The organism is Vibrio sp. VB16 (assembly GCF_015594925.2).
Lineage (GTDB): Bacteria > Pseudomonadota > Gammaproteobacteria > Enterobacterales > Vibrionaceae > Vibrio.
Genome location: NZ_CP087590.1, coordinates 3503724 through 3529473, shown reverse-complemented (window position 1 = coordinate 3529473; position 25750 = coordinate 3503724). Strand labels below are relative to the sequence as shown.

Genomic DNA, 25750 nt, shown 5'->3' with positions numbered 1-25750 from the left:
GGTATTTTAAAATGACACATCCAATTTGGCAGCTTAACGTAGCGGACAATGATGCCGCGCTTATTCTAACGCCTTGCCCAGGAACAAAAGGGGTTGATCTAGAGACTTCGCTTAAAGAATTAAAATCCTCTGGTGTACAGGCGATAGTGACAGCTTTGGAATTTGATGAGATGGAAAAAGCGGGAGTAGCAGAATTGCCAAGGTTAGCGAAACAATTAGGCATGTCTTGGTTCCATCAACCAATTAGAGACGATGAAGCGCCTGATGAGCAATTCGATGTTCGCTGGGAGATAATTAGTCCTCAGGTGCATGAAGTATTAAAGCGGGGCGGTAACGTAGTGTTGCATTGTATGGGTGGCTCTGGTCGTACAGGGCTACTCGCCGCGCATATATTGCTAGAGCTTGATTGGGATCTGAATAGGATCAAATCGGAGGTTCAAGCGCTACGTCCAGGCGCTTTTACTAAACCTCTTCAGATTGAGTATATTAATCAAGTTAGTAAATAGTTCAAACTTTGATTAGCCCGTGCACAGAGCTTTTGGCTTGCCATGATCCTAAAGCTCTCCTTGCTTCAATTAAGATGTAACATGGTTTCTTGAGTGATGGTTTATGTCTTTATTAACAGTGAATTAACTTATGTTTTCAAATTTGAACAAAAGTGTTCGTCAATATATGTTGGTTACGTTCAATTATTGGAACTTTACCATTACAGATGGCGCACTTCGTATGTTGGTGGTGCTCTATTTTCACGATCTTGGGTACAGCACACTTGCGATAGCATCCCTCTTTTTGTTTTATGAGTTCTTTGGCGTAATAACCAATTTAGTTGGAGGCTGGTTAGGGGCGCGTTTAGGTTTAAACCGAACAATGAATGTGGGGTTGGCAATGCAGGTTGGTGCCTTGGTAATGTTAGCGGTACCAAGTGCATGGCTTACTATTCCATGGGTCATGGCGGCGCAAGCGGTTTCAGGCATAGCTAAAGATCTAAATAAGATGAGTGCGAAAAGCGCTATCAAGACGCTGGTCCCCGATGACCAACAAGGGGCGCTTTACAAATGGGTAGCAATTTTAACGGGTTCTAAAAATGCGTTGAAAGGTGCTGGTTTCTTTATCGGTGGACTTTTGTTGTCTTTTATTGGATTTCAGTCTTCGGTATTGCTTATGGCTGGTGTGCTTTCTTTCGTACTTATGGGAAGCCTATTCGCTTTAGAAAGTGACATAGGGAAAGCAAAGAGTAAGCCTAAATTTAAAGAAATTTTTTCTAAATCGCGAAGTGTCAATATCCTCTCTGCGGCGCGTATGTTCTTATTTGGTGCTCGTGATGTTTGGTTTGTCGTGGCGTTACCCGTGTATTTAGGGTCAACGTTTGGTTGGGATCATTTGTGGGTAGGTGGATTTTTAGCGCTTTGGGTGATTGCTTATGGGTTTGTTCAGAGTATCGCTCCTAAAATTACAGGAAAAGGGCAAGGTAAGGTGCCAGATGGCTCTGCTGCAATAATGTGGGCTGCGTTACTTGCCATTATAACGGGATTAGTGGCCTATGCTGTTCAAATGGACTGGCAACCAGAACTCGTCATTGTTGTTGGCTTGATGGTATTTGGTGCCGTTTTTGCCGTGAACTCATCACTGCATTCTTATTTAATTGTTAGTTATGCGAAAGGCGATGGTGTCTCACTGGATGTGGGGTTTTATTATATGGCTAACGCTATGGGAAGGTTGATCGGAACAATACTATCTGGTTGGGTTTTCCAATTAGCGGGCTTGGCTGCATGTTTATGGGTCTCATTTTCTTTCTTAGCAATAACAACCCTTATCTCTATTTATCTACCTAAATCGGTAAAATCGATAGCGACCAACTAAGTAATTTAGGCGCTCACATAAATTTGTGAGCGTTTTTTACACCGTCTTGACTATCCCTTAAGCTATTCTTATGTACTATGATCAAATGATACTCAAGTTATCATAGTACTCATTCTTTTATTTTTGACCACAATCTGGAAAACTAATGGAAAAAAGAGTTTTTTTCTTCGACCTACTTCGTTGTATGGCCGCGATTGCGGTTATTGCTATTCACGTTCTCGCACCTTATCGACATGAATTAGGTACCATTCCGATGAATGAATGGTTTGTTGCGATTACGGTGAACGGTTTTAGTCGTTGGGCTGTTCCAGTGTTTATTATGATCACTGGGGCGTTGATGTTGAACGACACTCGGCCATTTAATGCGAAATATTATGTCAGTCGGCGCCTTGGTAAAGTTTTGATTCCATTTATTATCTGGTCTTTATTTTACGCTTATTTATCAGGGTGGTCTGAGGGTGGTTATGATTCTGGTGTGGCATTTGACACGTTGAAAAATGTTCTCCATAAAGAAACGTATTATCATCTTGGTTTTTTTTACTACTTTATTCCTCTTTATTTTGTCATTCCCTTTTTTCAGATTCTGGTTCAAAAAACGGATGACCTAGCGATTTTTGCTTTCTTATCAATATGGATACTCACAACAGCCTTGTTTCTATTTCGAATCGATGGTCCGTGGAGCCACCAATTATGGTTGTATTCCGGTTATCTATTGCTTGGTTATGTTCTTTACAAAAAGGTGCCATTAACAAAGGGGATGGTGATGTTTTTTGTTATTCTCGGTGCTATAGGGCTATTTAGTAGTGTTTGGATGGTTGCTACAGAAAGCATTGCGCAAGACAAATATACCTTTGGTAGGTGGCTATCTTATAAGACTCTCAATACCGTTGCTGCTGCCTCAATGGTGTTTATGCTTTGTCGCCAATTTGGTGAAGGATTAAGGCAAAGTACGAGAAAAGTTGTTGGGTTTATTAGTCAAAATTCTCTTGGGATATATATTCTGCACCCCATATTTTTATGGCCAATGAAAGAGTTTGAGTGGTCTAATGGTCATCCAATTTGGGTTATCCCGTTGTGGATATTACTTAGCGGTAGCGGCGCTCTCTTTGTTAGTTGGATACTGTCAAAAAGTAATAGGACGTCGTGGCTACTACCTTAATCGCATAGGCATCTCGACTATATAGTCGAGATGCCTGCTGTTGAGCTCGAATGTGTTTTCTCTGATGTAAGTGATTGTAAATTATCGTGTCGAGATCACATTATTTATCTAAGATAGGGCATGGTAATGTATTGTTTTTTCGGGAACTATTTATACTGGTAATGAGTCTTCAATTAGAAAGTTATTAGGAGAACAATATGTCGAATATTGAGGAAGTTGTTAAGCGTACTCGCCGTATTGAGAAGTTGTTGCGAGTGCAATATCATGCTGATGGAAAAGGATTACATCAACTAATCACCAGTTGTGAGGATAGATTACCTCACGATGTGATAAGTAAATTAAGGTATGTCGCCACTATTCGGAACAAAATAGTTCATGAAGAAGACTTTAAGTTGAATAACAGAAAATCTTACTTCGCTACCTGTGACGCTTGCGAAAAAGAACTTACCCCAAGAGCGAATCGTTTCATTTGGCGAGCGGCCATATTAGTCATGACGTTGTTTACGCTAGCGGCTCTAGGATTCTATCTTGTTCACTGGGATAAGCTTGTTGAACACTTATAACCCACTCCTACGTATGAAAATCACATGTGCAAAACACTTTTACAACAACCTCATTACATCGGGATGGTTATTTTCGTAAAGATCCAACTATTGGTCATTAATACTGGATTAAAATTTCATTTTTCCTAAACTAGCCGACTTAAATGAAATGAGGAAAATGTATGTGGGGTTGGCTGATGGTTGGGCTATCTGGGTTAATTCATATTTCGACGGCGAATAGCGAGAATAAAAACCTGTCTAAGATATTGAAACCGACAACTTTACTATTATTAATGGCTATTTTGGTAACAACTGGTCGTGAAGAGCCTCAGTTCATATGGGTGGTGATTGGACTTTCTCTTGCTGTCATTGCCGATACGTTTAGTGTTCTACCCAAAATAAGTACCAGAGCAAGCTTTATCGCGTTGATTTTGTCATTTCTATTTTACAGTAAGGGATTTTGGTCTCTGCTACAGGGCGATATTACGTGGTGGTTACCGTCTCTGCTATTTGCTGGTAGCATTATCCTTATCTTATTATTGCTACCAAAGCTGGATACAATTATTTTTCCTGTATCTATTATGGGTTTGGTCTTGGTCCAGATGTCATGGGTGGCCTGTGCTGTTTGGATGAACAATACCAATATGGCAAATTTGTATGCTTGTCTTGCTTGTTTTGTTTTTGTTGCTGCGACTCTAATTAGTGCGGTCAATGTCTATCGTCATCCTTTCCCAAATTCTGATTTATGGGCCACGAGTGGCTTTTTTATCGCTCATTCACTGACTGTCGCCTCTGTCATTGCGTGATCAGTTGATTGAATGACATTTTCTATTTCACTTTAGTTTTAAAGTTATCTACTTTGGATTCATCCACTATAGATTGATTAAGAATCTCACTTTCTAGTGTATTCTTAGCGGTCTCAGGTTAAGGGTAAAAAATGAATAACGTTCATGGACACAAAATATTAGATATGTTGTCAGAAAAATTTCTTACTCGAGATGAAGTAAAGAATCTGCTGACAGATGAGTACGGAGACGATGTCCAGTTTCATACTTGCCAGAGTGAAGGTCTGAACTTTGATGAACTTTTTGATTTCTTTATCGATAGAGAAAAAATAGTCACTGTTGATGGGAAATACAGCATTAATGCGACGAATAAGTGCGAATAACACCCCCCAATACCGTTATAGCTGTTTCACCAATATAGCGCGGAGATAAAATTAACAATGGATATACTTTCAGCAGCAACAATGTTGTTTTTAATTATGGACCCATTAGGTAATTTACCGGTCTTCTTGTCCATTCTTAAGCATATTGAACCGAAAAGACGACGAATTATATTAATCCGTGAGCTTTGCGTTGCGTTGGTTATTTTGCTTGCTTTTCTATTCGGTGGCCAAAACATACTTAATTTTCTACATATAAATCCTGAGACCTTAAGTATTTCTGGTGGTGTGATTCTCTTTATCATCGCCATCAGGATGATTTTTCCACAACCAGGCGGTGTGACAGGTCTTGCCGCTGGTGAAGAGCCATATATTGTACCGATGGCTATCCCAATGATTGCTGGCCCGTCTGTGATGGCTTTACTGCTATTATTGTCGAGTCAAGAACCTGATCGTATTTGGGATTGGGCCGCTGCGTTACTTATCGCCTGGGGGGCAAGCTTCTTTGTACTTATGTTCATCAACTTTTTCCATAAGCTATTGGGTGAAAAGGGTCTAAAAGCGGTAGAAAGGTTGATGGGGTTGTTATTAGTTATGATCTCTACCCAGATGTTCCTAGATGGTATTAAAGACTTTATAAGTTAAGGTATGGTAAAAAAAGAGCGCTTAAGCGCTCTTTTTTTACATCATGTGTTTACGCCTTATATCGAGCAGGGAAAATATACCGAATATTAAAATTGACCACTTCTCCCAACCACTTATTTTTATTTTGTCACCAAAAGCTCCGATAAATATCAGCATTTGAACCGCGTGCATCATGAATAAGAATCCAGTCATAATATAGAGTGCAATGGCCGCCTTACCTGGAAATGGCATGAAAATATTGAAGAGAAGGACAAACCAAACAAATGCGATAGAAGCTTTTGCTAAAAATATCAGGACTTTCATTCTATATTCCTTTCAAATAATCGGTAACTTACTTGGCCAGCTTTTTTTTCTCGATAAAGAGACCAATTGTCTGGTACGCCAGTAAGTGTGAGTTCTTTTTCTGTTTCAATATAAATCATAGCATTTTCTGCAAGCCAATTATTTTCTTCTAATAATTTTAAGCTCTTTTCTAGTAATCCTTTTCTAAAAGGAGGATCGATAAAGACGATATCAAAAGGTGTCCCCTGCTTCTCAAGGTAGGAAAGGCAATCCAAATTGATTGCTTCAATAGAATTTGTTTTTAATGTTGTGATATTTTGGCTTAACTGTTTATGTGCTTGAACGTTGAGTTCGAGCATCACAACCTGCTTTGCTTGACGCGAGGCGGCTTCAAAGCCTAATCCACCAGAGCCTGCAAACAGATCCAAACATTTGGCATGAGGCACATCTTGAGCAATCCAATTAAACAACGTCTCTTTTACGCGATCGGCCGTAGGTCTTAGCCCTTCAGCATTGAATACAGGTAGTTTTCTACCTCGCCAAAGACCAGCAATAATACGTATTGAGCCTTCTGGTTGCTTTTTTTGTACATTGTTTTTAGTTTGACTTCTTACCATAGATTTTTTGACCGCTAATAAAGTGTTACTATATCCCGTTATATAATGTCAAAGTGTACCAATCAAAACAGAAATTTTTCAATACTTTGTCATTTTTCTCTGCTCAAATAATTTTGCAGGGCATTAAATTAGAATTAGTTGTTAGATCTAGGACTCCTCTCGATGACGGATAAGAAAAAGCGCGGACTATTTTCATGGCTTGGTTTTGGCGAAGATGAAGGAAAAAGCCAAGAAGGTGAAAATAAGCAAATTGAAGAGCTTCAGCCAGAGAAGCAAGAAGAAAATGCCACTATTGAAACTGAGCTAGCGAGCAATGAAAGCGAAGACATTATTGCTGATGCCTCACAAACGAATGATATTCCATCAGTTAATACAGACGGCTTAGATGATGAAATCAATACGACTATCGACTTTGAAAGTGGGGTTGAGGCGCGTGTAGAATCGCCAATTGATACAACTGTACAGGTTGAATCAACAGAGGAATCCGCAGCAGTCGAAATTGTAGAAGCGCCTGTCGAAAGTGATACAAAGAAAGTCATTGTTGAACAAGAGAAACCAACAGAAGGTTTCTTTTCAAGGTTAAAGCGCAGCTTAGCCAGAACAAAACAGAACATCGGTGCGGGTTTTTTTGGTCTGTTTAAAGGAAAATCGATAGACGATGATCTTTTTGAAGAGCTTGAAGAACAACTTTTGATAGCCGATGTAGGGATGGATACAACCTTAAAGATTATCGGTAATCTAACAGAAAAGGCATCTCGTAGAGAATTAAAAGATGGTGAAGCGCTTTACGGTTTACTTAAAGAAGAAATGGCCGAAATACTGTCACATGTAGAGCAGCCACTCGTCATCGATACTAAGCATACTCCTTACGTCATACTAATGGTTGGCGTGAATGGAGTGGGTAAAACCACGACAATAGGTAAATTAGCAAAACAATTCCAAGCTGATGGGAAAAAAGTCATGCTTGCCGCGGGAGATACATTCCGAGCCGCTGCGGTGGAACAGTTACAAGTTTGGGGTGAAAGAAATAATGTCCCGGTTATTGCTCAACATACTGGTGCTGACAGTGCATCCGTCATTTATGATGCGATAGAAGCAGCGAAAGCTCGTGGTGTAGATGTTGTCATCGCGGATACTGCAGGTCGACTTCAAAATAAGGGTCACTTGATGGAAGAGCTGCGTAAAATTGTACGCGTAATGAAAAAAGTCGATGACTCAGCACCGCATGAAATAATGTTAACCCTTGATGCAGGTACTGGCCAAAACGCAATTAGCCAAGCCAAATTATTTAGCGATGTCGCCCCTGTTACTGGCATCACCCTGACAAAGCTTGATGGAACCGCGAAAGGTGGCGTTATATTCGCCATCGCGGATCAATTTAATATTCCTATTCGCTATATTGGTGTTGGGGAGGGTATTGATGATCTTCGCCCGTTTGAATCTGAAAACTTTATTGAAGCGCTATTTAGTCGCGAAGAATAATGATTAAGGTATTGTGCAGTAGCAAGCGCTTAATTGGAATGAGTTGAATAGTTAGAGGAAGAGTAAGTGATAAGATTTCAGCAAGTTAGTAAAGCTTATCGAGGTGGTCGTCAAGCATTACAAAAAGTGGATTTTCATCTTAGACAAGGTGAAATGGCATTTCTTGGTGGGCATTCTGGCGCTGGCAAAAGTACATTACTCAAGTTGATTTGTGCTATGGAGCGTCCTTCTGATGGCACTATTCAATTCAACGGACACGATATAACAAAGATATCGAATAACGATATTCCCCTTTTAAGACGTAATATTGGTATCGTTTTTCAAGATCACCGTTTGTTAATGGATCGGACTGTTTTTGATAATGTAGCATTACCAATGCGTATAGAGTCTGCGACAGAAAATGATATCAAGCGTAGAGTCTCCGCAGCGTTAGATAAAATAGGGTTGTTAGATAAAGCGAAGTGTTTGCCAAGTCAACTATCAGGTGGTGAGCAACAAAGAGTTGGTATCGCAAGAGCAGTTGTGAATAGGCCCACTTTAGTGCTGGCTGATGAACCGACGGGTAATCTAGATCCTGAACTGTCTAATCGAACCATGATGTTGCTGGAAGAGTTTAATCGAGCCGGTGTCTCTATTCTTGTTGCTACTCATGATATTGGTCTTGTCGGCAGTCGGCCTCAGTATCGACGATTTGAGTTGAATCAAGGTTTTTTAAGTGAGGTTGAAGGCTATGGCCAATAATGCTCGCAGCAAAAACAAAGTTGATCGTGTCGGTTTTTTGACCATGCATATAAGGCAGGCTAAAAGCTCATTTATGAGTTTGTGGCTTAGACCGTTAGGTAACATATTGACTCTAGCGGTGATCGCTATGGCACTTTCTTTGCCTGCGAGTGTTTATCTTGTGGGTAAAAATATTGCTAAAGTTGCTGAAGAGGTTGCGAGTCCGTCACAGGTAAGTGCCTATATACAAGAAGACATCGCAGAAGCGAGAATCATGGTACTTAAGGACCGGGTAGAAAGTTGGGAAAATGTAGAAAGTGTGCAATATATTTCTTCTCAACAAGGTCTTAGTGATTTAAGTGAGTATTCTGGATTTGAACAAGCTATTTCATTACTCAGTGATTATTCGTTACCCGCAGTGCTCGTTATACAACCATCTGAGCAAAATGATGTGAGCATCAGAGATATCGCAATAGCACTAAGAGATGAGCAGGGTATTACCGATGTAAGATTGGATGAAGATTGGCTTGCTCGCTTAGATGCAATGAAGAATCTGGCAACAACGGTTGTTGTTACTTTAGCGACCTTAATGCTAGGGGCTGTATTTTTAATTGTCGGCAACACATTGCGGTTTACGATTTTAGCGCATAAAGAAGAAATTCAAGTGATGAAGCTGATCGGAGCAACAGACAGTTTTATCTTAAGACCCTACTTATATTCTGGTATGTGGTTTGGCTTAATTGGAGCTGTAAGCGCTTGGTTTTTGACGGCAATTATTACGATATTGTTAAATGGAGCTGTAGAAAAGCTTTCTATGTTATACGACAGCCAATTTCACCTGATAGGCTTGAACTGGGATGAGTCATTGTTGTTATTAATGCTAGGTGTTTTCCTGGGCTTTATTGCAGCAAAACTATCCGCACGGAAACACTTAAAAGATATTGAACCTGTATAGGCTTTTCTTGTCTTAAAAAAGATTAAAACAGCAGGTTAAAACAGTAAATATTTGTAAATCGCTCTTGTATAGTGATTGTATCTATGGATAATTACCGTCCCCTTATTGAAATTTTCTTTGATTAAGTTCAATATTGATGGGTTTAGAATAAAAATATTGCTCAATGTAAAAAGAATGAGGAATTGAATGGCAAACCAAAAGTATTCAATGGCTTTAGTTACGCAAGATAGCTTAGACAGTTATATTCGTTCAGCAAACAGCTACCCTATGCTAAAACCTGAAGAAGAGCGTGATCTGGCAGAACGATTGCATTACAAAGGTGAAATTGACGCTGCGAAAGGTCTTATACTTTCACACCTTCGATTCGTCGTTCATGTTGCACGAGGTTATTCTGGTTACGGTTTACCGATGGCTGATTTGGTTCAGGAAGGCAATATCGGCCTGATGAAAGCAGTGAAGCGCTTTAATCCTGAAGTGGGTGTTCGTCTTGTTTCTTTTGCCGTCCATTGGATAAAAGCTGAGATTCATGAGTACGTTTTAAGAAACTGGCGTATTGTTAAGATCGCTACAACCAAGGCTCAACGTAAACTTTTTTTCAATCTACGTAAATCTAAAAAGCGTTTAGGTTGGTTTAATAACGGTGAAGTTGAAACGGTTGCTCGCGAACTAGGTGTTGCACCTTCTGAAGTACGTGAGATGGAATCTCGTCTTGCTGCACAAGATGCTGCTTTTGAATTGCAGAATGAAGATGACGATTCAGGAAGCTACTCAGCTCCCGTACTTTATCTAGAAGATAAGCATTCTGATGTTGCAGATAATGTGGAAGCTGATAATTGGGAAACGCATACTAATACGCGTTTAACTCATGCCTTGGCAACGCTAGATGAACGAAGCCAACATATTGTCCGTTCTCGTTGGTTAGATGATAAGAAATCAACATTGCAAGAACTCGCCGAAGTCTACAGTGTTTCTGCAGAGAGAATTCGTCAACTCGAAAAAAATGCAATGAAGAAGTTAAAACTTGCGGTTGGCGAGTTTTAATAAGAAAGCGTTGTTAATACTTACAGTACATTGAGAACGCCAAAATTTTTTAGAGCCGAGATCGTTGAGATCTCGGCTTTTTTGTGCCTGATCGAAATTGATCGATATGTCTGATCAAAATTGAACTTTTCCTGTGCATAAGTCTGTGAGGAAAACTTTCATTAACTGTCAGGAAGTAGCGGATAGACTGGGATTAAGAGAGAATATCCATTGGGGATAGTTTATTTGATACACACAGAAAAAGAAGGATCACCACTACATGTTGTGGATCTTTTTATTAAGAGATACTTTATCAACGCAATTCACAGATTTATCCACAGATGGTGAAATATTGATCATCAGTGGATAAAAAATAATGTAATTTTTATTCTCTTATTCAGATAATTTTGACAGAAGAACGACAGAATTTTTATTTCTTGTTAGAGGCTATGTTACTTGGGTGCTAATAACACTTGGTATACAATCTAGTGACAAAAATAACATCAGGGAAGGTTAGCTCAATGAGTAGTTTCAAGCAGATAAATGTCGTTGAAGCAAAGAAGTTAATTAGTGACAGAAGCGCAGCACTTTTCGATATACGAGATGTTGGTTCTTTTACTACTTCCCATGCTGAAACAGCCCGTCATCTAACGAACGATACAATGGTTGCCTTTCTGGAAGAGGTTGAATTTGATCACCCTATACTTGTTATGTGCTACCACGGCGTAAGCAGTCAAGGGGCCGCACAATATTTAGTGAATCAAGGCTATGAAGAAGTGTATAGCGTTGATGGTGGGTTTACAGCATGGCACATGGCTGACTTGCCAATCCAGAGAGGTTAAATGATTAAGCTAATCACACTCAAAAACCCTAGAACGGCTCAAGCTTTTATTGATTATATGGCATCAAGGAAAATAGAACTCGGTATGATGCCAGAGGGGGGGGGACAATTTGCTCTTTGGCTTAAAGACGACATTGATAAACTAGAAGCTGAATCGGAGTTGTCTCATTTTTTAGCGAATCCGAATGATAGCAAGTATCAAGCTGCATCGTGGGACCTCGCGGGCTCTAGAACGAGAAAGTTTACATATCAGACTCCTAGCATACTGGCTATGGTCAAAGCAAAAGCAGGGCCTTTTACGCTTTTGATTATGTTTGTTTCTATTACGTTATTCATCCTTTTCCAAATAGGGTTTGGTAATTCAATTTTTTCGGTAACACATTTTCCAGCTTTTGATGGACAGAAGTGGCAAATTTGGCGCTGGGTTTCGCATGCACTTATTCATTTCTCTGTCACCCATATTGCTTTTAACCTCCTGTGGTGGTGGCAATTAGGTGGAGATATAGAAAAGCGGCTTGGTACGATTAAATTATTGCAGATCTTTATATTATCGTCGGCTCTGTCGGGAGCGGGTCAATATTGGGTTGAAGGTGCCAACTTTGGTGGATTGTCAGGGGTGGTGTATGCGCTAATGGGGTATTCATGGTTGTTAGGTGTCATATCGCCTGAAAAAGGAGTGAACCTACCGAAACCTATCGTCATATTTATGCTTGTTTGGTTGGTGCTAGGGTATGTGCAGCCATATATGGCTATTGCCAATACCGCTCACTTAGTTGGCTTAGCGTCTGGCTTATTACTTGCTTGGGTTGATAGCCAGATGACAAAAAAGACAAATGGCTGATGATCGTATAGTGCAAAAAATGTCTATCGTAGCAATGGCCTGTAAATGCCATTGCTTGGTAAATCAGAGCGGAATTATTGAAAGAGGAATTTAGTAAACAATAAATCTGTGATGAGGGTTTTACCCGTTTCGGCAATGAGCAGATTGTTTAGATTTTCTTTGAGCTGCTTTCTGAGTTCTTCTCTTCCAGCGAGGGTTTTTACTTGATCTTCAGTTTGTTCACCAATGTATGCAACGATAGTATCTCGAATTAAAGGTTCGTGTCTTTCTAGCTCAACGACATAAGAGCTATCCGCAACCATTAAATCGACTCGGACTTGCAGGTATGCCAGTTTTTTGCCTTTTGTGTATACATTGGTAGTGAGATCTGGCGCCAATGTATAATAGGCGAATGTCGGCCCGCTGTTTTGCTCTTCTTCGTCCGCATACGTTGTGACTGAAAAAGTACTGGTTAGAGCGAAAATTATTAAAACAATATATTGTTTAAGCATATTTATGGGATCTTTCTTTTTTATCGGATTATCGTGGCGTCTTAGTCTGCTACAATGTAGCACCTAGACAAGTTTGTATTCTGCGGCTTTTTTAGCCTAAACACCAAGTATAAATTGCTTATATTACTAGAACTAAATAAATATACCTATGACTGAGCTGATTTCGTTGTACATTGCTGCGCTCAAAAAAGTTGATTGGCAAGACATTGACAAGTTTGAACTATCTTCGAGCGTTTCTCTACATTGGTTGTTGGAAAGAGGCTCATTGTCACGTCGTTTTGAAGAGAAGTGTGAAAACTTAACGGTTAAGATGCTTTTTAATGAGATGATTTCAGCTAGAGAGGTCACAATTGAAGAAAAAGAACTTCTTAGTGATACAGACTGCTTACTCAGAGAAGTCATGCTTTTAGGTGATGAGCAAGAATGGGTAATTGGTCGAACTTTGATACCTGAAGCTTCTTTGGACGAACAGCCACATAACTTAGTTCAACAGGGTACTATTCCGCTTGGATTAACAGTATTTAGTGTGGAGGGTGTGAGTAGAGATGCTTTGCAACTTGGCTGGGTTAATCTCCCTAACCAGCGACTTATTGCTAGACGATCACGTTTATGGATGAATAAAAAACCTATGTTAGTTGCAGAACTTTTTCTTCCCGATTCACCGGTGTATCTTACGGAGACGGTTTAGATGAGCTTAGTAAAAGCGAGAGCCTACTGGCAACTAATGCGTATGGATAAACCAATTGGTTCATTGTTACTGCTGTGGCCAACCATATGGGCCTTGTTACTTGCTTCGGAAGGTAAACCTAGATTAGACGTTGTTATCGTATTTTTTTTTGGAGTGCTGTTTATGCGCTCTGCTGGATGTGTTATCAATGATTTCGCAGATAGAAAAATTGACGGACATGTTCAAAGGACAGAGCAACGGCCCCTTCCTGCAGGGAAAGTGAAACCGTTTGAAGCCATTGTTTTGTTTCTAATATTAGCGCTATCTTCTTTTTTTCTTGTACTTACTATGAATCCTCTCACCGTTAAGCTGTCATTTTTCGGAATCGTGTTGGCGTTCGTTTACCCTTTTATGAAGCGTTTTACTCATCTGCCTCAATTGTTCCTAGGGTTAGCATTCAGTTGGGCGATACCAATGGCCTGGGCTGCGCAAGCGAATGAACTAACGTCTCCTGTATGGTTATTATTTGTCATCAATGTGTTATGGACCATGGCTTACGATACTCAGTACGCAATGGTTGATAGAGATGATGACTTGCGGATAGGGGTAAAATCAACCGCGATTTTGTTTGGTCGCTTTGATAAAATTATTATTGGTTTATTGCAGTTGTTAACGCTTGTTTTATTTATAATTTTGGGTAATTGGCTGAACCTAAGTACCATTTTTTACTGGGGAATACTCGTGTCGGCTGGGTTGTTTGTGTATCAACAAAATTTGATTAAAAAGAGAGAACGAAATCTCTGTTTTAAGGCATTTTTAAATAACAATAATGTTGGGTTAATTATGGCTTTGTCGATTTTTCTTAGTTATCTATAATCTACCCAAGACGTCAAAAAAGTGGTTTTTGATGAAAAAGGTTCTGTATTGACAGAACCTTTTCTCGTTATTACGCTATTCAAATGACGGTCACTTCACTTCACTTCACTTCACTTCACTTCACTTCACTTCACTTCACTTCACTATATAGGTTTTCCTGGATAGTTAGCTTTACTTCCGTTGGTAATAACGCCGATAACATATCCGCTAAATGCTGAGTGTTCTCTAGATTACAGTTGCCATCCGCGTCAATATATTGTTGTTCTTTCAATGTTGTAAATAACGAAGTAAATACCCCTTTATCAAAAAACTCTGGAGCATTGATACCGTGTAATCTACCGAGACGTTGAGCAACTTCCTGACATTTCTTCTCAAGTTCAGGTTTCTCAAGTTCTGGATTAGCCCCTAGAAGATTGATTGAAATGGCATAGCGTTGCAGTGTCTCTGCGATAGTACGGGCAAGCAACATTAATGATTGAATTCTAGGTTGGTCGATAGAGATATTATCTTCTGTACGGCAAACCAGTTTTTGCCCTACCAGTTCATCTAAGATGCTTTCGACCGTTTGATCTATATTTGATTGATCGTAATTCAAAAACAACTCTTTTTTCAAGAAAGGATAAAGTTGGTGGACTACAGATTTAATGTATTTTACGGATATACTTTCGTGACGAACAACCAAGTGTGAAATTAATGATGGTATTGCGAATAAGTGAATAATGTTATTGCGGTAGTAAGTCATTAAGATGGATTGATTGCGATCTAGAGAAACAATATCACCCATAGTATCGGTTTCGATTACGAATTTATCTAATGAAACCGCATGCTCAACTAACTCTGTTGCGGTTTTGTCTGGCATGGTGAATGTATCTGAGTATGGGACATTCTTAAGTAGGGATAAATACGAGTCGATCTGCACTACCAATGTATCTTTTGATAGGGCACGCTGACGAGATGCAAGCAGAGCGGTTGCGCATAGCGTTAATGCATTTGCTGCAGCAGCATCGTTGATATGAGTCATCATCTTAACAGCGAGTTTATTGACTGTTGGCGTCAACCATTTAGGTCTAGGTGGATCAAGAGGATTGATATCTTGTTTCCATTCCGGGACTTCTTCGTTAAGGAATTGGTTTAGAGGGATTGGTTCGCCAAAGTTTACATAACCTTGACCAAAATTACGAAGCTTACGTATCGTTTTAAGTACCTGTCCTGCGTTCTCTTTTTCTTTGCGTTTTCCACGTAGCTCTTTCGCGTAAGTGGATACTTCCATTACATGTTCATAGCCAATGTAGACTGGGACGAGGGTAACAGGGCGGCTCTGTTCTCGTAACATCGTTTGGATAGTCATGGCTAGCATGCCTGTTTTTGCTGGCAGTAGTCTACCAGTACGAGAACGACCACCTTCACTAAAATACTCAACCGAGTAACCTTTAGTAAATAACTCAGAGAGGTATTCACGGAATATAGTGGAGTAGAGTTTATTTCCTTTGAAGCTGCGACGAATAAAAAAGGCACCGCCACGACGAAATATATAGCCTGCGGGGAAGAAGTTAAGATTGATGCCTGCAGCAATATGAGGAGGAACCATCCCCTCATGGTAAAGGACGTAAGAAAGCAATAAATAATCCATATGGCTTCGATGACACGGGACGTAAACTATTTCATGTCCATCCTGTGCCAATCGACGTACCGTCGTGGCGTTGCTAATGTTAAGCCCTTTATAAAGCTTATTCCATAACCAACCCAGTATTCGCTCTCCGTTCTTAATCAGAGAATATGAGAAATTGGCGGCAATTTCATCGAGTATCGAGTGCGCTTCTTTCCGCGCCTTTTCGAGACTGATATTTTTACTGCTGGCTTCATTTTCGATAGCTTTTTGGATCACTTCTGAATCGAGTAGCCGAGTAAATAATTGCTCGCGATTAGGGAGTTTAGGCCCAATAGCGGCTAGCTTTTGTCTTGAGAAGTGAGTTCGTGCTACTCGAGCGAGTTTATGCGCTATCGATTCATCTGTACCATGTACATCTGCCATATAACGAAGCGAAACAACGGGACTAAACCTCACTTGGCAATCACGACCAGAAACGATGACTGCTGCGGCTTTTTGTGGGCCATTCATTGCGCGTAAATAAGGTCTTAGATCGGCTTCTTTACCCGGTTTTCTTCCCCATAAAACGGTCGCAGGTATAACTTGAACATCTAGTTCTGTATCTTCTCCATGCAACGTCAATAAATCGCTAAATAGAGCAATGGAAGCACTTGGTATGTGCTTGTCATTTTTGAGTATTGTTGGCCTCGAACTAATATAGACATATCGACCTAACTCTTTCCCGTTTATCTTTAATGGCAAAAGAGGATCAGGTAAACCGATTTCTAATGCTTTTCTTCTCAATGTAAAAAGGTCAACATTGGAACGAAATGGGAGTGCGTAGACGATAGGTTTATCCAAATCGATGTCTAAATCTCTGATTGGCTCAGTAGGAATAGCGGTACTCTTTACTAATAAAGAGAGAGGGAGCTTTAAAAGTGAGCGTGGAATTATACGTCCAGATGACATTAGGTTTATCGCCTCAAGAGTTATCAAAAATGCACTACATTCAAGGGTTCGAATTCATCCCAAAACTCTGATGAAAATCGAAGTTTTAAAGGGGATCTCGATGAAGATAGTTTTGCGCCGAAAGAATACCAGAAACTAGTCCAAGCTTTCATGTCTAAATCAATTTGTTCTATCATTTTTGTTACAGTTGATATGTTGGCTAATTATAGCAGCAGGTAATAATAAATGAATTACAAAAAAAGGGATTCAAACGCATTGCTAAAGTCGGTTCCTATTCTACACAAGGTATAAGCGTAGTGTTTAAAAGCGAAGAAGCTTTTTTGGTCACCGCTATTTTCGGCGGTTGCTCCAGTTTACTTAACCTTGTAATTTATTGCTTATACATTCGTCCCCAAATAGCAACGATGCAGATAGCGAAAACAAGCCTTCCCCAAAGAATGGCGTATACGTCAGCGCCGAGCAATAGTATCAATAGTGTGTCTTCAATTATGCTGTGACATAACCCAAGGAAACCCATGACAAGTACAGTATCCCGTTTACTAATGTGCCCTTTTTTCACTTCATCGATGAGTAATCCTGCACCAAATGAAATGCCCAGAGTCATTCCAATAATTGTAATGTTGGCGGCCTCTTTACCTAATGTTAGCCCTCTTAATAACGGTGATAGTAATGTGTGCAGTAGTGCCTCAATTCCAAGTAAGCGTAGAATTCGCAGCATTATGATGAGGGCGGTTAGAATGACAAAGATAGAAGCAAAAAGTTGCGCTTGTTCAATACTCCACTGAATCCATCCAAACGAATGACTTGTAGTTGGTGCCCAAGATAAAGCAATTGGTTCTTGTTTCCATTGCAGAGTTGAATATAAAAGGTTCAATATTGACCCTAATAATAACGCTCCTCCCACTCTTACAAGTAATGTGACTCTCCATCGAATACCTAATGACTTGGCTATAGCACCCTCTACAGGTAGTCCATGAGCAATTAATATCATGACTCCTAGCACCGAAATGTCCGCGACAGAAATTGCATTATTAGCGGCAATTGAGTAGAACACCACCATAGCGGTATATATATTGGTTAATAAGGCGACGGCCCATACCAAGCCCATTTCTTGCGGTAACCCTACAATGTCCATTGCAGGAGAAAGACAGTAAGCAAGTAGATCTGTGGCGCCAACTAAGTCTAATAGTTTTACGATAATGACAGCCGGAAGCATTACCTTGACTAAAACCAGATAGACTCGGATGATCTCTTTAATCTGATTTGATATATGGATGATGAACGTATTGTTCCACATGAAACATTATCCTTTTAATGCATTTATAAGTAACTTGAATTTGGGACAAACGATATCCACCGGTAGGACTTTTATTACCTCTATTGCATTAAGTTTTGATAAAGCAACACGCAGTTACTTCATAAATTTATCTTGATAAGAACCAAAAAACCGACGTTCATGTATGAGTTTTAGATGGATTAGGGCAATAATTATCTATTTACCTGCATCATTCTTCTACAAGTTAATTAGTTTAGAGTAGATTTGAAAAATTATTGCTGTAATTTAGAGCCATAAATGTATTTTATTCTGATAATGGGTGAGTGAGGTGAATAGTGTTTCTTGATCGGACAGATAAAGCTATTTTACGAGAATTGCAGAGCGACTGCTCTATTACCAATGTCGACCTTGCTGAAAGGGTGGCATTGTCTCCTCCAGCATGTCTGAAGCGAGTACAGCGACTAACAACAGAAGGTGTAATTAGTCGAAAGGTAGCCATTCTGAACCCAGAAAAATTAGGTAATCCATTACACATTGTTGTTGAAGTATGTATGGAGAGGGACAAAAAGCAGATTAATCAAAACTTCATAAAACAACTCCAAAGTGTACCTGAAGTGAAAGAGTGTTATCAGGTGACCGGTGAGGTGGATTTTGTACTGATTATTGATGTGGCGGACTTGCGAACTTACGAGAGGTTAAAAGAGACGATTTTCTTTAGTAATGAAAATATTAAAACGTTTAAAACGATGATCTCAATGAATCGTGCTAAGTATGAAACGCAATTGATAATTGACTAAACAGAGATGAACAATGGATCATTGGTTAAAAAATGACACCTTTCCGTTGCAAACGAATAAATACTGGATATACTCACAGTTAACTGTATAAAAAAACAGGTGACTTATGAAGCCGTTAACCCCTCGTCAACAACAAGTATTAGATCTGATCAGAGACAAAATTGAAGATTCTGGTATGCCCCCAACACGAGCAGAAATCGCTAGAGAGTTGGGTTTCCGTTCTGCTAATGCTGCAGAAGAGCATTTAAAAGCCCTTGCTAAAAAGCAAGCTATTGAGATTATCCCTGGCGCATCTAGGGGGATTCGAGTTTTGCTTCAAAGTGATGCTGTAAATGATGATTTAGGATTGCCATTAATAGGGCAAGTCGCGGCTGGCGAACCTATTTTGGCGCAAGAGCATGTTGAAGCGAATTATAAAGTTGATCCTACGATGTTTCGACCTCAAGCTGATTTTTTACTTCGCGTTCAAGGTGAAAGTATGAAAGATATAGGCATCATGGATGGTGATTTATTGGCGGTACACAAAACACAAGACGTCAGAGATGGTCAAGTTGTTGTGGCTCGTGTCGATGATGACGTCACAGTTAAGCGACTTGAAAGGAAAGGGTCTACAGTATTACTTCATGCAGAAAATGAAGATTTCTCTCCAATTAAAGTCGATCTAGAATCACAACATTTAGCTATAGAAGGTGTCGCTGTCGGTATTATTCGAAATACGGACTGGATGTAATTTATAACTTGATAATCTAAATAATAATCATTATCATCTTTAGTTCGGGAGAGATGATAATGAATGTTCCATATATAAAAGCCTCAACCAATATCAATAATAAGCCTCACTATGATGTGCCAGTTCACTTACTACAACCCATGTGGTTAAGAAGTCGAGAAAGTCTGGTTAATGATGGTTTGGTGTATGATCCTATAGCTGCTAATGCCTGTCGATACTGTCAGCTTTCTTCAGAATGCCTTTCTGGTGATATTGCTCAGAAACAATTATTGCACGCGACGATTACGAAGCTCTGCGACGAAAGAGTCGGTGCTTTTTTAAAAGATCATCCTAACGCTTGGGTATTAAATATAGGTGGAGGATTAGATACTCGATTTTATCGATTAGATAATGGCTTGTGTCACTGGGTAGAGCTAGACATTTCTGAGCACTTGCTTTGGAGGGAAAAGTTATTTCATCCAAGTGATAGATATAAATTAATCAATGGCTCCGTAGATAACTTTAATTGGGTGCAAACCCTATCTATACCGAGCAATGTGCCAGTTATTATCGTCTGTGAACAAGCGTTGTTATCGCGTTCAGAATCTGATGTGGCTCAGTTTGTCCAAAATATGAGTCGATATTTCAATCAATGTCATGCTTGTATTGTCGTAGCCGGTGACAAAGCGTCGACTCGCCTTGGGCAAAGGTTAGGAAGCCAAAACTATTTTCATGGTTTTAACAAACCAGCAGAAAAACTGTTGCAATGGTTGCCTTGGTGTAAATATATTAAATTGTTCTCACCATTTGATGATAGTTGTGGACGGTGGAAAGTTTGGCAACGTGCCATTGCAGCATTTCCAACATTAAGACATAGGCTTACTCCGATTGTCGTTGAGTTATCTTGGTAATTTAACGGGACAATGGGTGAATCACTAAGTTACACTTCCCGGCAACTTAGTGAGGTTTATGTGTCTAATTCTTTTTTGTCTACGCTTCAGAATAAATCGATTCACAAGCAAGTACTTCTTCTAGCTATTCCGATGGTTCTTTCAAATATCACCGTTCCATTGCTGGGGTTGGTTGATGCTGCTGTGATCGGGCATTTAGAACATTCATGGTATTTAGGTGGTGTCGCCTTGGGTGGAACCATGATCAGCGTGACGTTCTGGTTGTTAGGTTTTTTAAGAATGTCGACAACTGGGTTAACCGCCCAAGCTCTAGGTGGAGAGAAAAAAGAACAACTAGTTTTGGTTCTGCTTCAAGGTTTGATTATGGCCTTCGCATTCGCGGTAATATTTCTGCTTTTTCATCGAGTGGTGGCTGATATTATTTTCGATTTTAGTCGTGCGAGTAATGAGGTTAAGCACTACGGAGAGACCTATTTTGTTATTAGAGCGTGGAGCGCACCGGCTTCTCTTGCTAATTATGTCATGCTTGGTTGGTTGTTAGGCACCCAAAACTCACGAGCACCCATGTGGATGGTGATTTTCGCCAACGTTACCAATATTGCTTTAGATCTTCTTTTTGTGGTTGGATTCAACTGGGGAGTAGAAGGCGCCGCTCTTGCTTCTGTTATTGCAGAATATACAAGCTTGGTTATTGGGTTGGGTTTTATTGTTAAAACGTGGAAAAATTTTCAGTTGCCTGCTATTTCATTAATAGTACGTAAAAAAACCATAAGATTAACGAGTGGACTATCACGGTTCGTCAAACTCAATCGAGACATCTTTCTACGTTCGCTATGTCTACAGGGTGCCTTTAGCTTTATGACCTTTCAAGGAGCAACCTATGGTGATGACGTCGTCGCAGCTAATGCCGTATTGATGAGCTTTCTGATGATTATATCTTATGGTATGGATGGGTTTGCCTATGCCATTGAAGCCATGGTGGGCAAAGCGATAGGCGCGAAAAATAGAGGGGCGTTGAAAGAGTCGATAGTGGTTACGTTTATTTGGAGTTTCGTTATCTGTTTCATTCTAGGGGTCGTTTTTTATCTCTTTGGTAACAACTTAATCTCCATGATCACTGATATTGAACGTGTTAGTGAGATTGCCAGTGTGTACCTCCCTTGGTTAATAGCTATGCCATTATGCGCGATGTGGTGTTTTGTTTTGGACGGTATTTTTATCGGTGCGACAAAAGGCAAGGAGATGAGAAACAGCATGTTTATTGCCACTTGTACTTTTTTTGCAGTCTTCGGCTTGATGAGCGGTTTTGGTAATCACGCCTTATGGGCGGCGATGATAAGTTTTATGGTCATACGTGGTGTAAGTTTAGGGTTTGTTTTTGTGTTGCAGTGGAGAAGAGGTGTTTTTCTCTGAGATCTCGTTCAGGCTGAGGTATTCTTAGCCTGAACATAATGACTACCGCGTATCGTCTTTTATTTTAAAACAGACGATTAAGCCCGTTTAAAGCCGCTACTCGGTAAGCTTCTGCCATTGTCGGGTAGTTAAAGGTGGTATTGACGAAATATTCGATGTTATTCGCCTTTCCTTTTTGCTCCATTATAGCCTGCCCGATATGAATAATTTCCGCGGCGCGTTCCCCGAAACAGTGAATACCTAATATCTCTTTGGTTTCTCTATGAAAGAGAATTTTTAGGCTGCCAATATCTTTTCCTGCGATCTGAGCTCGAGCGAGGTGTTTAAACGAAGAACGTCCTACTTCATATGGAACCTTCGCAGCAGTGAGTTCTTGTTCTGTTTTACCCACAGAACTAATTTCCGGTATGGTGTATATCCCTGTAGGGATGTCTTCTATTAAGTGGGTATCAGCTTTTCCTTTCACAATGTTCTGTGCTACAAATCGACCTTGATCGTATGCAGCACTAGCTAAGCTAGGGTATCCAATAACATCTCCGACAGCATAAATATGCTCTACTTTTGTCTGATATTTTTTATTGATGCTTAGAGAGCCTCTGGCGTCAGCAGTCAATCCAGCTGATTCGAGGTTTAGTTTATCGGTATTACCCGTTCGACCATTGGCGTAGAGCAAGCAGTCAGCACGCATTTTTTTCCCTGATTGTAAGTGTATAATTACACCGTCATCAGTGGCTTCGACTTTCTCATATGTCTCGTCATTTCGGATGACAACGCCACTATTCCAAAAATGGTACGAAAGAGCATCTGAAGTTTCATTATCTAAAAATGAAAGTAAGCGATCCCGTGTGTTGATGAGATCGGTTTTTACATCTAATCCGCGAAAAATGGAAGCGTATTCGCAACCGATGACGCCTGCACCATAAATAATGATGTTTCTTGGAGTATGTCCTAGAGAAAGAATTGAGTCGCTGTCGTAAATACGAGGATGAGTAAAGTCAACGTCTTCGGGTTGGTAAGGTCTGGAACCTGTCGCGATGACAAATTTGTCCGCAGTATAATATTCTAGGCTCCCGTCAGTCTGTTTTACGGCAACCTGATTTTTATCTACAAAATGAGCTTTACCAAAAATAAGGTCACATTGGTTGCGATCATAAAAACCTTGACGAAGGCGTGTTTGCTTATCAATAACGGTTTTCGCATGGCTAAGGATATCGGCAAAAGAGGCATGCACGTTATTTACATTACGATGAAACAGTGGATTGCTATTGAATTCAATGATTCGGCTTACTGCGTGTCTCAATGCTTTCGAAGGAATCGTTCCCCAGTGCGTACATCCGCCACCAACACTTGATTCTTTTTCAATTATGGCGACATTTAACCCTGCTTTGGTTAATCCCATTGCTGCCCCTTCACCTCCAGGACCACTACCGATTACGATCACATCAAAGTGAGTTTTTCGAGCCATATTGATTCGCCTTCCATGATTGTTGTTAACATTGCTGTAGCGAGATTTTAACTTGTTATCACCATAGGTAAATGGTCATCACACTATAGAGTGGTAATGATCACGGACTTATGCAAATCTAATGGATGTTAGTTGTGCTTTTACAATGTGTATTTCTCACTGGTCCGAATTCGCGTTATAGTAATTAGACGTTAATTGGCTTTATTGGTAAAAATAACCCCCTATGGGAATTCGTGCGCTACAAAAAGAAAAAACACGCCGATCATTAATTGATGCAGCATTTAATCAGCTTAGAGCTGATCGCAGTTTCTCAAATTTGAGTTTAAGAGAAGTCGCGAGAGAAGCGGGTATTGCGCCGACCTCGTTCTATCGTCATTTCAAAGATATGGATGAGCTAGGTTTAACCTTGGTTGATGAGGGCGGATTACTCCTAAGGCAACTTATGAGGCAAGCTAGGCAGCGAATTGCCAAAGAAGGCAGTGTTATTCGAACCTCAGTAGAAACCTTTATGGAATTTATTGATAGTAGCCCTAACGTGTTTCGATTGTTATTGCGTGAACGCTCAGGTACATCGGCTGAATTTAGAGCCGCAGTAGCAAGAGAGATGCAACATTTCGTGGCTGAAATGACCGAATATTTGATAAGCACAGGAATGGATAGAGAGGAAGCTTCTATTCAGGCGGAAGCATCGGTAATCTTGGTATTTAGCTCCGGCGCAGAAGCGTTGGATTTAAGTAAAGATGAAAGAGAGGAACTAACTGAAAGGTTAGTGATGCAATTAAGAATGACCGCCAAAGGTGCTTATTGGTACAGAAAAGAGCGAGAAAGACAAAACAATAGGATATAACTATGTCGAATGAATTTAGTCCAACAAAAAGTGACTCTGCTAGAAAAACGCTACTATTAGCGGTAATTGTGGGTATGTGCAGCAATGCATTACTCTCCGTGTTGACGGTAACCGAGGTCGCTTTCTCAATTTTTCCACTGATAGCTCTGGTACTATCCGTACAAATGCTCTATCAAAATTATCTACGTAATCCTGTTTCAGAAGAACTTCCATTGGTTGGTTTGGCTTGTTTTTTTGTAGGTGCTTTCGGTTATTCAGCATTTATAAAAGCTCAGTATCCGGGGGCGGGATCGAATTTTTTCGCCATTATAGTGACGTTGTTGTTACTGTTATGGGTAGGAAAAAAACTAGGTTTCATCGCAAAGGGTGAGTAGTTAGTTAGGAATAAAAAAAACGAGCGAAATGCTCGTTTTTTTAGTTTGCTTTATTTGCGCCTTTCTAAAAGAACGCCTGCTTCCATATGGTGCGTATATGGAAATTGGTCAAATAGAGCGAATCTGATGATTTTGTGAGTTGTAGACAATAATTCGAGATTTTCTTTGAGCGTTTCAGGGCTGCAAGATATATATAAAATACGCTCATAACCTTGAACCATTCTACAAGTGTCTTCGTCCATGCCTGATCTTGGTGGATCGACAAAAATAGTGTTGCAGTTGTAACTAGCTAGGTCAATATTTGCTTGTTTTAAACGTCGAAACTCTCGTTTACCATCCATCGCTTCGGTAAACTCCTCAGCGGACATACGAATAATTTGAACGTTATCTATCTTATTTGCCGCGATATTGTATTGAGCTGAAACGACTGATGGCATAGCGACTTCGGTTGCGAGTACGCGTTCAAAGTTTTGAGCGAGGGCTAATGAAAAATTACCGTTCCCACAATAAAGCTCTAATAAATCACCGCTACTTTCTTTCGTACAGTCTACCGCCCACTCCAGCATTTTCTGAGCAACAATACCGTTCGGTTGAGTGAAGCTATTTTCTACTTGTTGATAGATATAGGTACGGCCATGAACATTTAATTTTTCAATCACATAATCACGCTCGAGCACTATTTTCATTTTTCTTGCTCGTCCGATAATATTGAGATTGAAACCTTTGCTGCTAAGCAATATCCTCAATGTTTTTGCTTCTTCAGTCCATTTATCATCAAGCTGACGGTGGTAAAGAAGAGAAACAAGCACTTCGCCATTTAAGGTTGAAAGAAAATCAACTTGAAACAGTTTTTTCCGAAGATCATCGTTATTTTTGATTCTATCTATAAGAATTGGCATCAACTCGTTAATTACGTTGCTAGCCGCAGGGAATTGGTCAACGCGAATTTTCTCACGAGTTCCTTGATTAAACATTATGTAATAAAGAGCTTCGCCTTCGTGCCAAACGCGAAATTCGGCTCTCATACGATAGTTTTGCTCTGGAGATTCAAATATTTCCAACTCAGGAACATCATATTCAACAAACATTTCGTTGAGACGATTCGCCTTCTCTTTCAGCTGTTCGTGGTAGCGATTAGAGTTTATTTCCAGGTTTGCCATAGATATGCCTTTAACTTTACACAAGGAGCGCAGATTTTATTCAATCCGGCTTGGTTGTCCAGTACTGATATGAATAAG

28 protein-coding genes are annotated in these 25750 nt (G+C 40.0%); 21 read left to right on the top strand and 7 right to left on the bottom strand.

What is annotated here, in order from left to right:
• Window positions 1-11 precede the first annotated feature (11 nt).
• The 7 genes from IUZ65_RS16100 (at window position 12) to IUZ65_RS16070 (ending at window position 5371) form a co-directional block, all read left to right on the top strand.
• The gene (locus IUZ65_RS16100; RefSeq protein WP_195704663.1) at window positions 12-506 is read left to right on the top strand and encodes a cyclin-dependent kinase inhibitor 3 family protein; all 495 of its coding nucleotides are present in this window, start codon (window positions 12-14) and stop codon (window positions 504-506) included.
• Window positions 507-636: 130 nt separating this feature from the next.
• Window positions 637-1860: an organoarsenical effux MFS transporter ArsJ gene (arsJ, locus tag IUZ65_RS16095; protein ID WP_195704662.1), complete on the top strand. Its 1224-nt coding sequence runs from the start codon at window positions 637-639 to the stop codon at window positions 1858-1860.
• Window positions 1861-2005: 145 nt separating this feature from the next.
• Window positions 2006-3019, top strand: a complete 1014-nt coding sequence (locus IUZ65_RS16090; protein ID WP_195704661.1) for an acyltransferase — start codon at window positions 2006-2008, stop codon at window positions 3017-3019.
• A 197-nt stretch (window positions 3020-3216) separates the two neighbouring features.
• Complete coding sequence (locus tag IUZ65_RS16085; RefSeq protein ID WP_195704660.1) at window positions 3217-3582, top strand: DUF4145 domain-containing protein; 366 nt, start codon at window positions 3217-3219, stop codon at window positions 3580-3582.
• A gap of 161 nt (window positions 3583-3743) precedes the next feature.
• Window positions 3744-4367 carry a lysoplasmalogenase gene (locus IUZ65_RS16080; RefSeq protein ID WP_195704659.1) on the top strand — a complete coding sequence of 208 codons (624 nt, stop codon included), beginning with the start codon at window positions 3744-3746 and terminating at the stop codon, window positions 4365-4367.
• Window positions 4368-4498: 131 nt separating this feature from the next.
• Window positions 4499-4729 carry a YecH family metal-binding protein gene (locus IUZ65_RS16075; protein ID WP_195704658.1) on the top strand — a complete coding sequence of 77 codons (231 nt, stop codon included), beginning with the start codon at window positions 4499-4501 and terminating at the stop codon, window positions 4727-4729.
• Between the two features lie 57 nt (window positions 4730-4786).
• Window positions 4787-5371, top strand: a complete 585-nt coding sequence (locus IUZ65_RS16070; RefSeq protein ID WP_195704657.1) for a YhgN family NAAT transporter — start codon at window positions 4787-4789, stop codon at window positions 5369-5371.
• Window positions 5372-5407: 36 nt separating this feature from the next.
• Here IUZ65_RS16070 and IUZ65_RS16065 read toward each other — a convergent pair whose 3' ends face one another.
• Both IUZ65_RS16065 and rsmD read right to left on the bottom strand, forming a co-directional pair.
• Window positions 5408-5674: a DUF1145 domain-containing protein gene (locus IUZ65_RS16065; protein WP_195704656.1), complete on the bottom strand. Its 267-nt coding sequence runs from the start codon at window positions 5672-5674 to the stop codon at window positions 5408-5410.
• Entirely contained in the window at window positions 5671-6270 is a 600-nt protein-coding gene (gene rsmD / locus IUZ65_RS16060) for a 16S rRNA (guanine(966)-N(2))-methyltransferase RsmD (RefSeq protein ID WP_195704655.1), read from the bottom strand. The genes IUZ65_RS16065 and rsmD overlap by 4 nt, the downstream gene beginning before the upstream one ends.
• Window positions 6271-6432: 162 nt before the next feature.
• Between rsmD and ftsY the strand changes: the two genes are divergently transcribed.
• From ftsY to glpG, 6 genes are all read left to right on the top strand, one after another.
• Entirely contained in the window at window positions 6433-7752 is a 1320-nt protein-coding gene (gene ftsY / locus IUZ65_RS16055; protein ID WP_195704654.1) for a signal recognition particle-docking protein FtsY, read from the top strand.
• A 66-nt stretch (window positions 7753-7818) separates the two neighbouring features.
• Complete coding sequence (gene ftsE, locus IUZ65_RS16050; RefSeq protein ID WP_195704653.1) at window positions 7819-8493, top strand: cell division ATP-binding protein FtsE; 675 nt, start codon at window positions 7819-7821, stop codon at window positions 8491-8493.
• On the top strand, window positions 8483-9427 hold the full coding sequence (ftsX, locus tag IUZ65_RS16045; protein WP_195704652.1) for a permease-like cell division protein FtsX: 945 nt from the start codon (window positions 8483-8485) through the stop codon (window positions 9425-9427). The genes ftsE and ftsX overlap by 11 nt, the downstream gene beginning before the upstream one ends.
• Window positions 9428-9613: 186 nt before the next feature.
• Entirely contained in the window at window positions 9614-10468 is an 855-nt protein-coding gene (gene rpoH, locus IUZ65_RS16040) for an RNA polymerase sigma factor RpoH (protein WP_195704651.1), read from the top strand.
• Between the two features lie 500 nt (window positions 10469-10968).
• The gene (gene glpE, locus IUZ65_RS16035; RefSeq protein ID WP_195704650.1) at window positions 10969-11289 is read left to right on the top strand and encodes a thiosulfate sulfurtransferase GlpE; all 321 of its coding nucleotides are present in this window, start codon (window positions 10969-10971) and stop codon (window positions 11287-11289) included.
• Window positions 11290-12129 carry a rhomboid family intramembrane serine protease GlpG gene (gene glpG / locus IUZ65_RS16030; protein ID WP_195704649.1) on the top strand — a complete coding sequence of 280 codons (840 nt, stop codon included), beginning with the start codon at window positions 11290-11292 and terminating at the stop codon, window positions 12127-12129.
• Window positions 12130-12203: 74 nt separating this feature from the next.
• On the opposite strand, the gene IUZ65_RS16025 is transcribed toward glpG, so the two are convergent.
• Window positions 12204-12620 carry a flagellar basal body-associated protein FliL gene (locus IUZ65_RS16025; RefSeq protein WP_195704648.1) on the bottom strand — a complete coding sequence of 139 codons (417 nt, stop codon included), beginning with the start codon at window positions 12618-12620 and terminating at the stop codon, window positions 12204-12206.
• A gap of 148 nt (window positions 12621-12768) precedes the next feature.
• On the opposite strand from IUZ65_RS16025, the gene IUZ65_RS16020 reads away from it, so the two are divergent.
• Together IUZ65_RS16020 and ubiA are read left to right on the top strand one after the other, a co-directional pair.
• The gene (locus IUZ65_RS16020) at window positions 12769-13308 is read left to right on the top strand and encodes a chorismate lyase (protein ID WP_195704647.1); all 540 of its coding nucleotides are present in this window, start codon (window positions 12769-12771) and stop codon (window positions 13306-13308) included.
• Window positions 13309-14163: a 4-hydroxybenzoate octaprenyltransferase gene (gene ubiA, locus IUZ65_RS16015; protein ID WP_195704646.1), complete on the top strand. Its 855-nt coding sequence runs from the start codon at window positions 13309-13311 to the stop codon at window positions 14161-14163. It begins immediately after the preceding gene.
• A gap of 130 nt (window positions 14164-14293) precedes the next feature.
• Here the strand turns inward: ubiA and plsB are convergent, their stop codons facing one another.
• Both plsB and IUZ65_RS16005 read right to left on the bottom strand, forming a co-directional pair.
• Window positions 14294-16720: a glycerol-3-phosphate 1-O-acyltransferase PlsB gene (gene plsB, locus IUZ65_RS16010; protein WP_195704645.1), complete on the bottom strand. Its 2427-nt coding sequence runs from the start codon at window positions 16718-16720 to the stop codon at window positions 14294-14296.
• 370 nt (window positions 16721-17090) lie between these two features.
• Window positions 17091-18017 (bottom strand): hypothetical protein, encoded by a 927-nt coding sequence (locus IUZ65_RS16005; RefSeq protein ID WP_195704644.1) that lies wholly within the window; start codon window positions 18015-18017, stop codon window positions 17091-17093.
• Window positions 18018-18331: 314 nt separating this feature from the next.
• Between IUZ65_RS16005 and IUZ65_RS16000 the strand changes: the two genes are divergently transcribed.
• The 4 genes from IUZ65_RS16000 to dinF all read left to right on the top strand — a co-directional run bounded on the left by IUZ65_RS16000 (window position 18332) and on the right by dinF (window position 21826).
• Window positions 18332-18793: an Lrp/AsnC family transcriptional regulator gene (locus IUZ65_RS16000; RefSeq protein WP_195704643.1), complete on the top strand. Its 462-nt coding sequence runs from the start codon at window positions 18332-18334 to the stop codon at window positions 18791-18793.
• Between the two features lie 106 nt (window positions 18794-18899).
• Window positions 18900-19523: a transcriptional repressor LexA gene (gene lexA / locus IUZ65_RS15995; RefSeq protein ID WP_195704642.1), complete on the top strand. Its 624-nt coding sequence runs from the start codon at window positions 18900-18902 to the stop codon at window positions 19521-19523.
• Window positions 19524-19582: 59 nt separating this feature from the next.
• Window positions 19583-20413: a class I SAM-dependent methyltransferase gene (locus IUZ65_RS15990; RefSeq protein ID WP_195704641.1), complete on the top strand. Its 831-nt coding sequence runs from the start codon at window positions 19583-19585 to the stop codon at window positions 20411-20413.
• 60 nt (window positions 20414-20473) lie between these two features.
• Entirely contained in the window at window positions 20474-21826 is a 1353-nt protein-coding gene (gene dinF / locus IUZ65_RS15985) for an MATE family efflux transporter DinF (protein ID WP_443083718.1), read from the top strand.
• A 64-nt stretch (window positions 21827-21890) separates the two neighbouring features.
• On the opposite strand, the gene sthA is transcribed toward dinF, so the two are convergent.
• Window positions 21891-23291 (bottom strand): Si-specific NAD(P)(+) transhydrogenase, encoded by a 1401-nt coding sequence (sthA, locus tag IUZ65_RS15980; protein ID WP_195704639.1) that lies wholly within the window; start codon window positions 23289-23291, stop codon window positions 21891-21893.
• Window positions 23292-23514: 223 nt separating this feature from the next.
• Here sthA and fabR point away from each other — a divergent pair, with 223 nt between their 5' ends.
• Together fabR and IUZ65_RS15970 are read left to right on the top strand one after the other, a co-directional pair.
• On the top strand, window positions 23515-24138 hold the full coding sequence (fabR, locus tag IUZ65_RS15975; protein ID WP_195704638.1) for an HTH-type transcriptional repressor FabR: 624 nt from the start codon (window positions 23515-23517) through the stop codon (window positions 24136-24138).
• A 2-nt stretch (window positions 24139-24140) separates the two neighbouring features.
• Window positions 24141-24512 carry a YijD family membrane protein gene (locus IUZ65_RS15970; protein WP_195704637.1) on the top strand — a complete coding sequence of 124 codons (372 nt, stop codon included), beginning with the start codon at window positions 24141-24143 and terminating at the stop codon, window positions 24510-24512.
• Window positions 24513-24562: 50 nt separating this feature from the next.
• Here the strand turns inward: IUZ65_RS15970 and trmA are convergent, their stop codons facing one another.
• Entirely contained in the window at window positions 24563-25672 is a 1110-nt protein-coding gene (gene trmA / locus IUZ65_RS15965; protein WP_195704636.1) for a tRNA (uridine(54)-C5)-methyltransferase TrmA, read from the bottom strand.
• Between the last annotated feature and the right edge of the window lie 78 nt (window positions 25673-25750).

Excerpts from the sequence above, each read along its gene's own strand:
- IUZ65_RS16100 (WP_195704663.1), top strand. The coding sequence starts at position 12 with ATGACACATCCAATTTGGCAGCTTAACGTAGCGGACAATGATGCCGCG.
- arsJ (WP_195704662.1), top strand. The coding sequence starts at position 637 with ATGTTTTCAAATTTGAACAAAAGTGTTCGTCAATATATGTTGGTTACG.
- IUZ65_RS16090 (WP_195704661.1), top strand. The coding sequence starts at position 2,006 with ATGGAAAAAAGAGTTTTTTTCTTCGACCTACTTCGTTGTATGGCCGCG.
- IUZ65_RS16085 (WP_195704660.1), top strand. The coding sequence starts at position 3,217 with ATGTCGAATATTGAGGAAGTTGTTAAGCGTACTCGCCGTATTGAGAAG.
- IUZ65_RS16080 (WP_195704659.1), top strand. The coding sequence starts at position 3,744 with ATGTGGGGTTGGCTGATGGTTGGGCTATCTGGGTTAATTCATATTTCG.
- IUZ65_RS16075 (WP_195704658.1), top strand. The coding sequence starts at position 4,499 with ATGAATAACGTTCATGGACACAAAATATTAGATATGTTGTCAGAAAAA.
- IUZ65_RS16070 (WP_195704657.1), top strand. The coding sequence starts at position 4,787 with ATGGATATACTTTCAGCAGCAACAATGTTGTTTTTAATTATGGACCCA.
- IUZ65_RS16065 (WP_195704656.1), bottom strand. The coding sequence starts at position 5,674 with ATGAAAGTCCTGATATTTTTAGCAAAAGCTTCTATCGCATTTGTTTGG.
- rsmD (WP_195704655.1), bottom strand. The coding sequence starts at position 6,270 with ATGGTAAGAAGTCAAACTAAAAACAATGTACAAAAAAAGCAACCAGAA.
- ftsY (WP_195704654.1), top strand. The coding sequence starts at position 6,433 with ATGACGGATAAGAAAAAGCGCGGACTATTTTCATGGCTTGGTTTTGGC.
- ftsX (WP_195704652.1), top strand. The coding sequence starts at position 8,483 with ATGGCCAATAATGCTCGCAGCAAAAACAAAGTTGATCGTGTCGGTTTT.
- rpoH (WP_195704651.1), top strand. The coding sequence starts at position 9,614 with ATGGCAAACCAAAAGTATTCAATGGCTTTAGTTACGCAAGATAGCTTA.
- glpE (WP_195704650.1), top strand. The coding sequence starts at position 10,969 with ATGAGTAGTTTCAAGCAGATAAATGTCGTTGAAGCAAAGAAGTTAATT.
- glpG (WP_195704649.1), top strand. The coding sequence starts at position 11,290 with ATGATTAAGCTAATCACACTCAAAAACCCTAGAACGGCTCAAGCTTTT.
- IUZ65_RS16025 (WP_195704648.1), bottom strand. The coding sequence starts at position 12,620 with ATGCTTAAACAATATATTGTTTTAATAATTTTCGCTCTAACCAGTACT.
- IUZ65_RS16020 (WP_195704647.1), top strand. The coding sequence starts at position 12,769 with ATGACTGAGCTGATTTCGTTGTACATTGCTGCGCTCAAAAAAGTTGAT.
- ubiA (WP_195704646.1), top strand. The coding sequence starts at position 13,309 with ATGAGCTTAGTAAAAGCGAGAGCCTACTGGCAACTAATGCGTATGGAT.
- plsB (WP_195704645.1), bottom strand. The coding sequence starts at position 16,720 with ATGTCATCTGGACGTATAATTCCACGCTCACTTTTAAAGCTCCCTCTC.
- IUZ65_RS16005 (WP_195704644.1), bottom strand. The coding sequence starts at position 18,017 with ATGTGGAACAATACGTTCATCATCCATATATCAAATCAGATTAAAGAG.
- lexA (WP_195704642.1), top strand. The coding sequence starts at position 18,900 with ATGAAGCCGTTAACCCCTCGTCAACAACAAGTATTAGATCTGATCAGA.
- IUZ65_RS15990 (WP_195704641.1), top strand. The coding sequence starts at position 19,583 with ATGAATGTTCCATATATAAAAGCCTCAACCAATATCAATAATAAGCCT.
- sthA (WP_195704639.1), bottom strand. The coding sequence starts at position 23,291 with ATGGCTCGAAAAACTCACTTTGATGTGATCGTAATCGGTAGTGGTCCT.
- fabR (WP_195704638.1), top strand. The coding sequence starts at position 23,515 with ATGGGAATTCGTGCGCTACAAAAAGAAAAAACACGCCGATCATTAATT.
- IUZ65_RS15970 (WP_195704637.1), top strand. The coding sequence starts at position 24,141 with ATGTCGAATGAATTTAGTCCAACAAAAAGTGACTCTGCTAGAAAAACG.
- trmA (WP_195704636.1), bottom strand. The coding sequence starts at position 25,672 with ATGGCAAACCTGGAAATAAACTCTAATCGCTACCACGAACAGCTGAAA.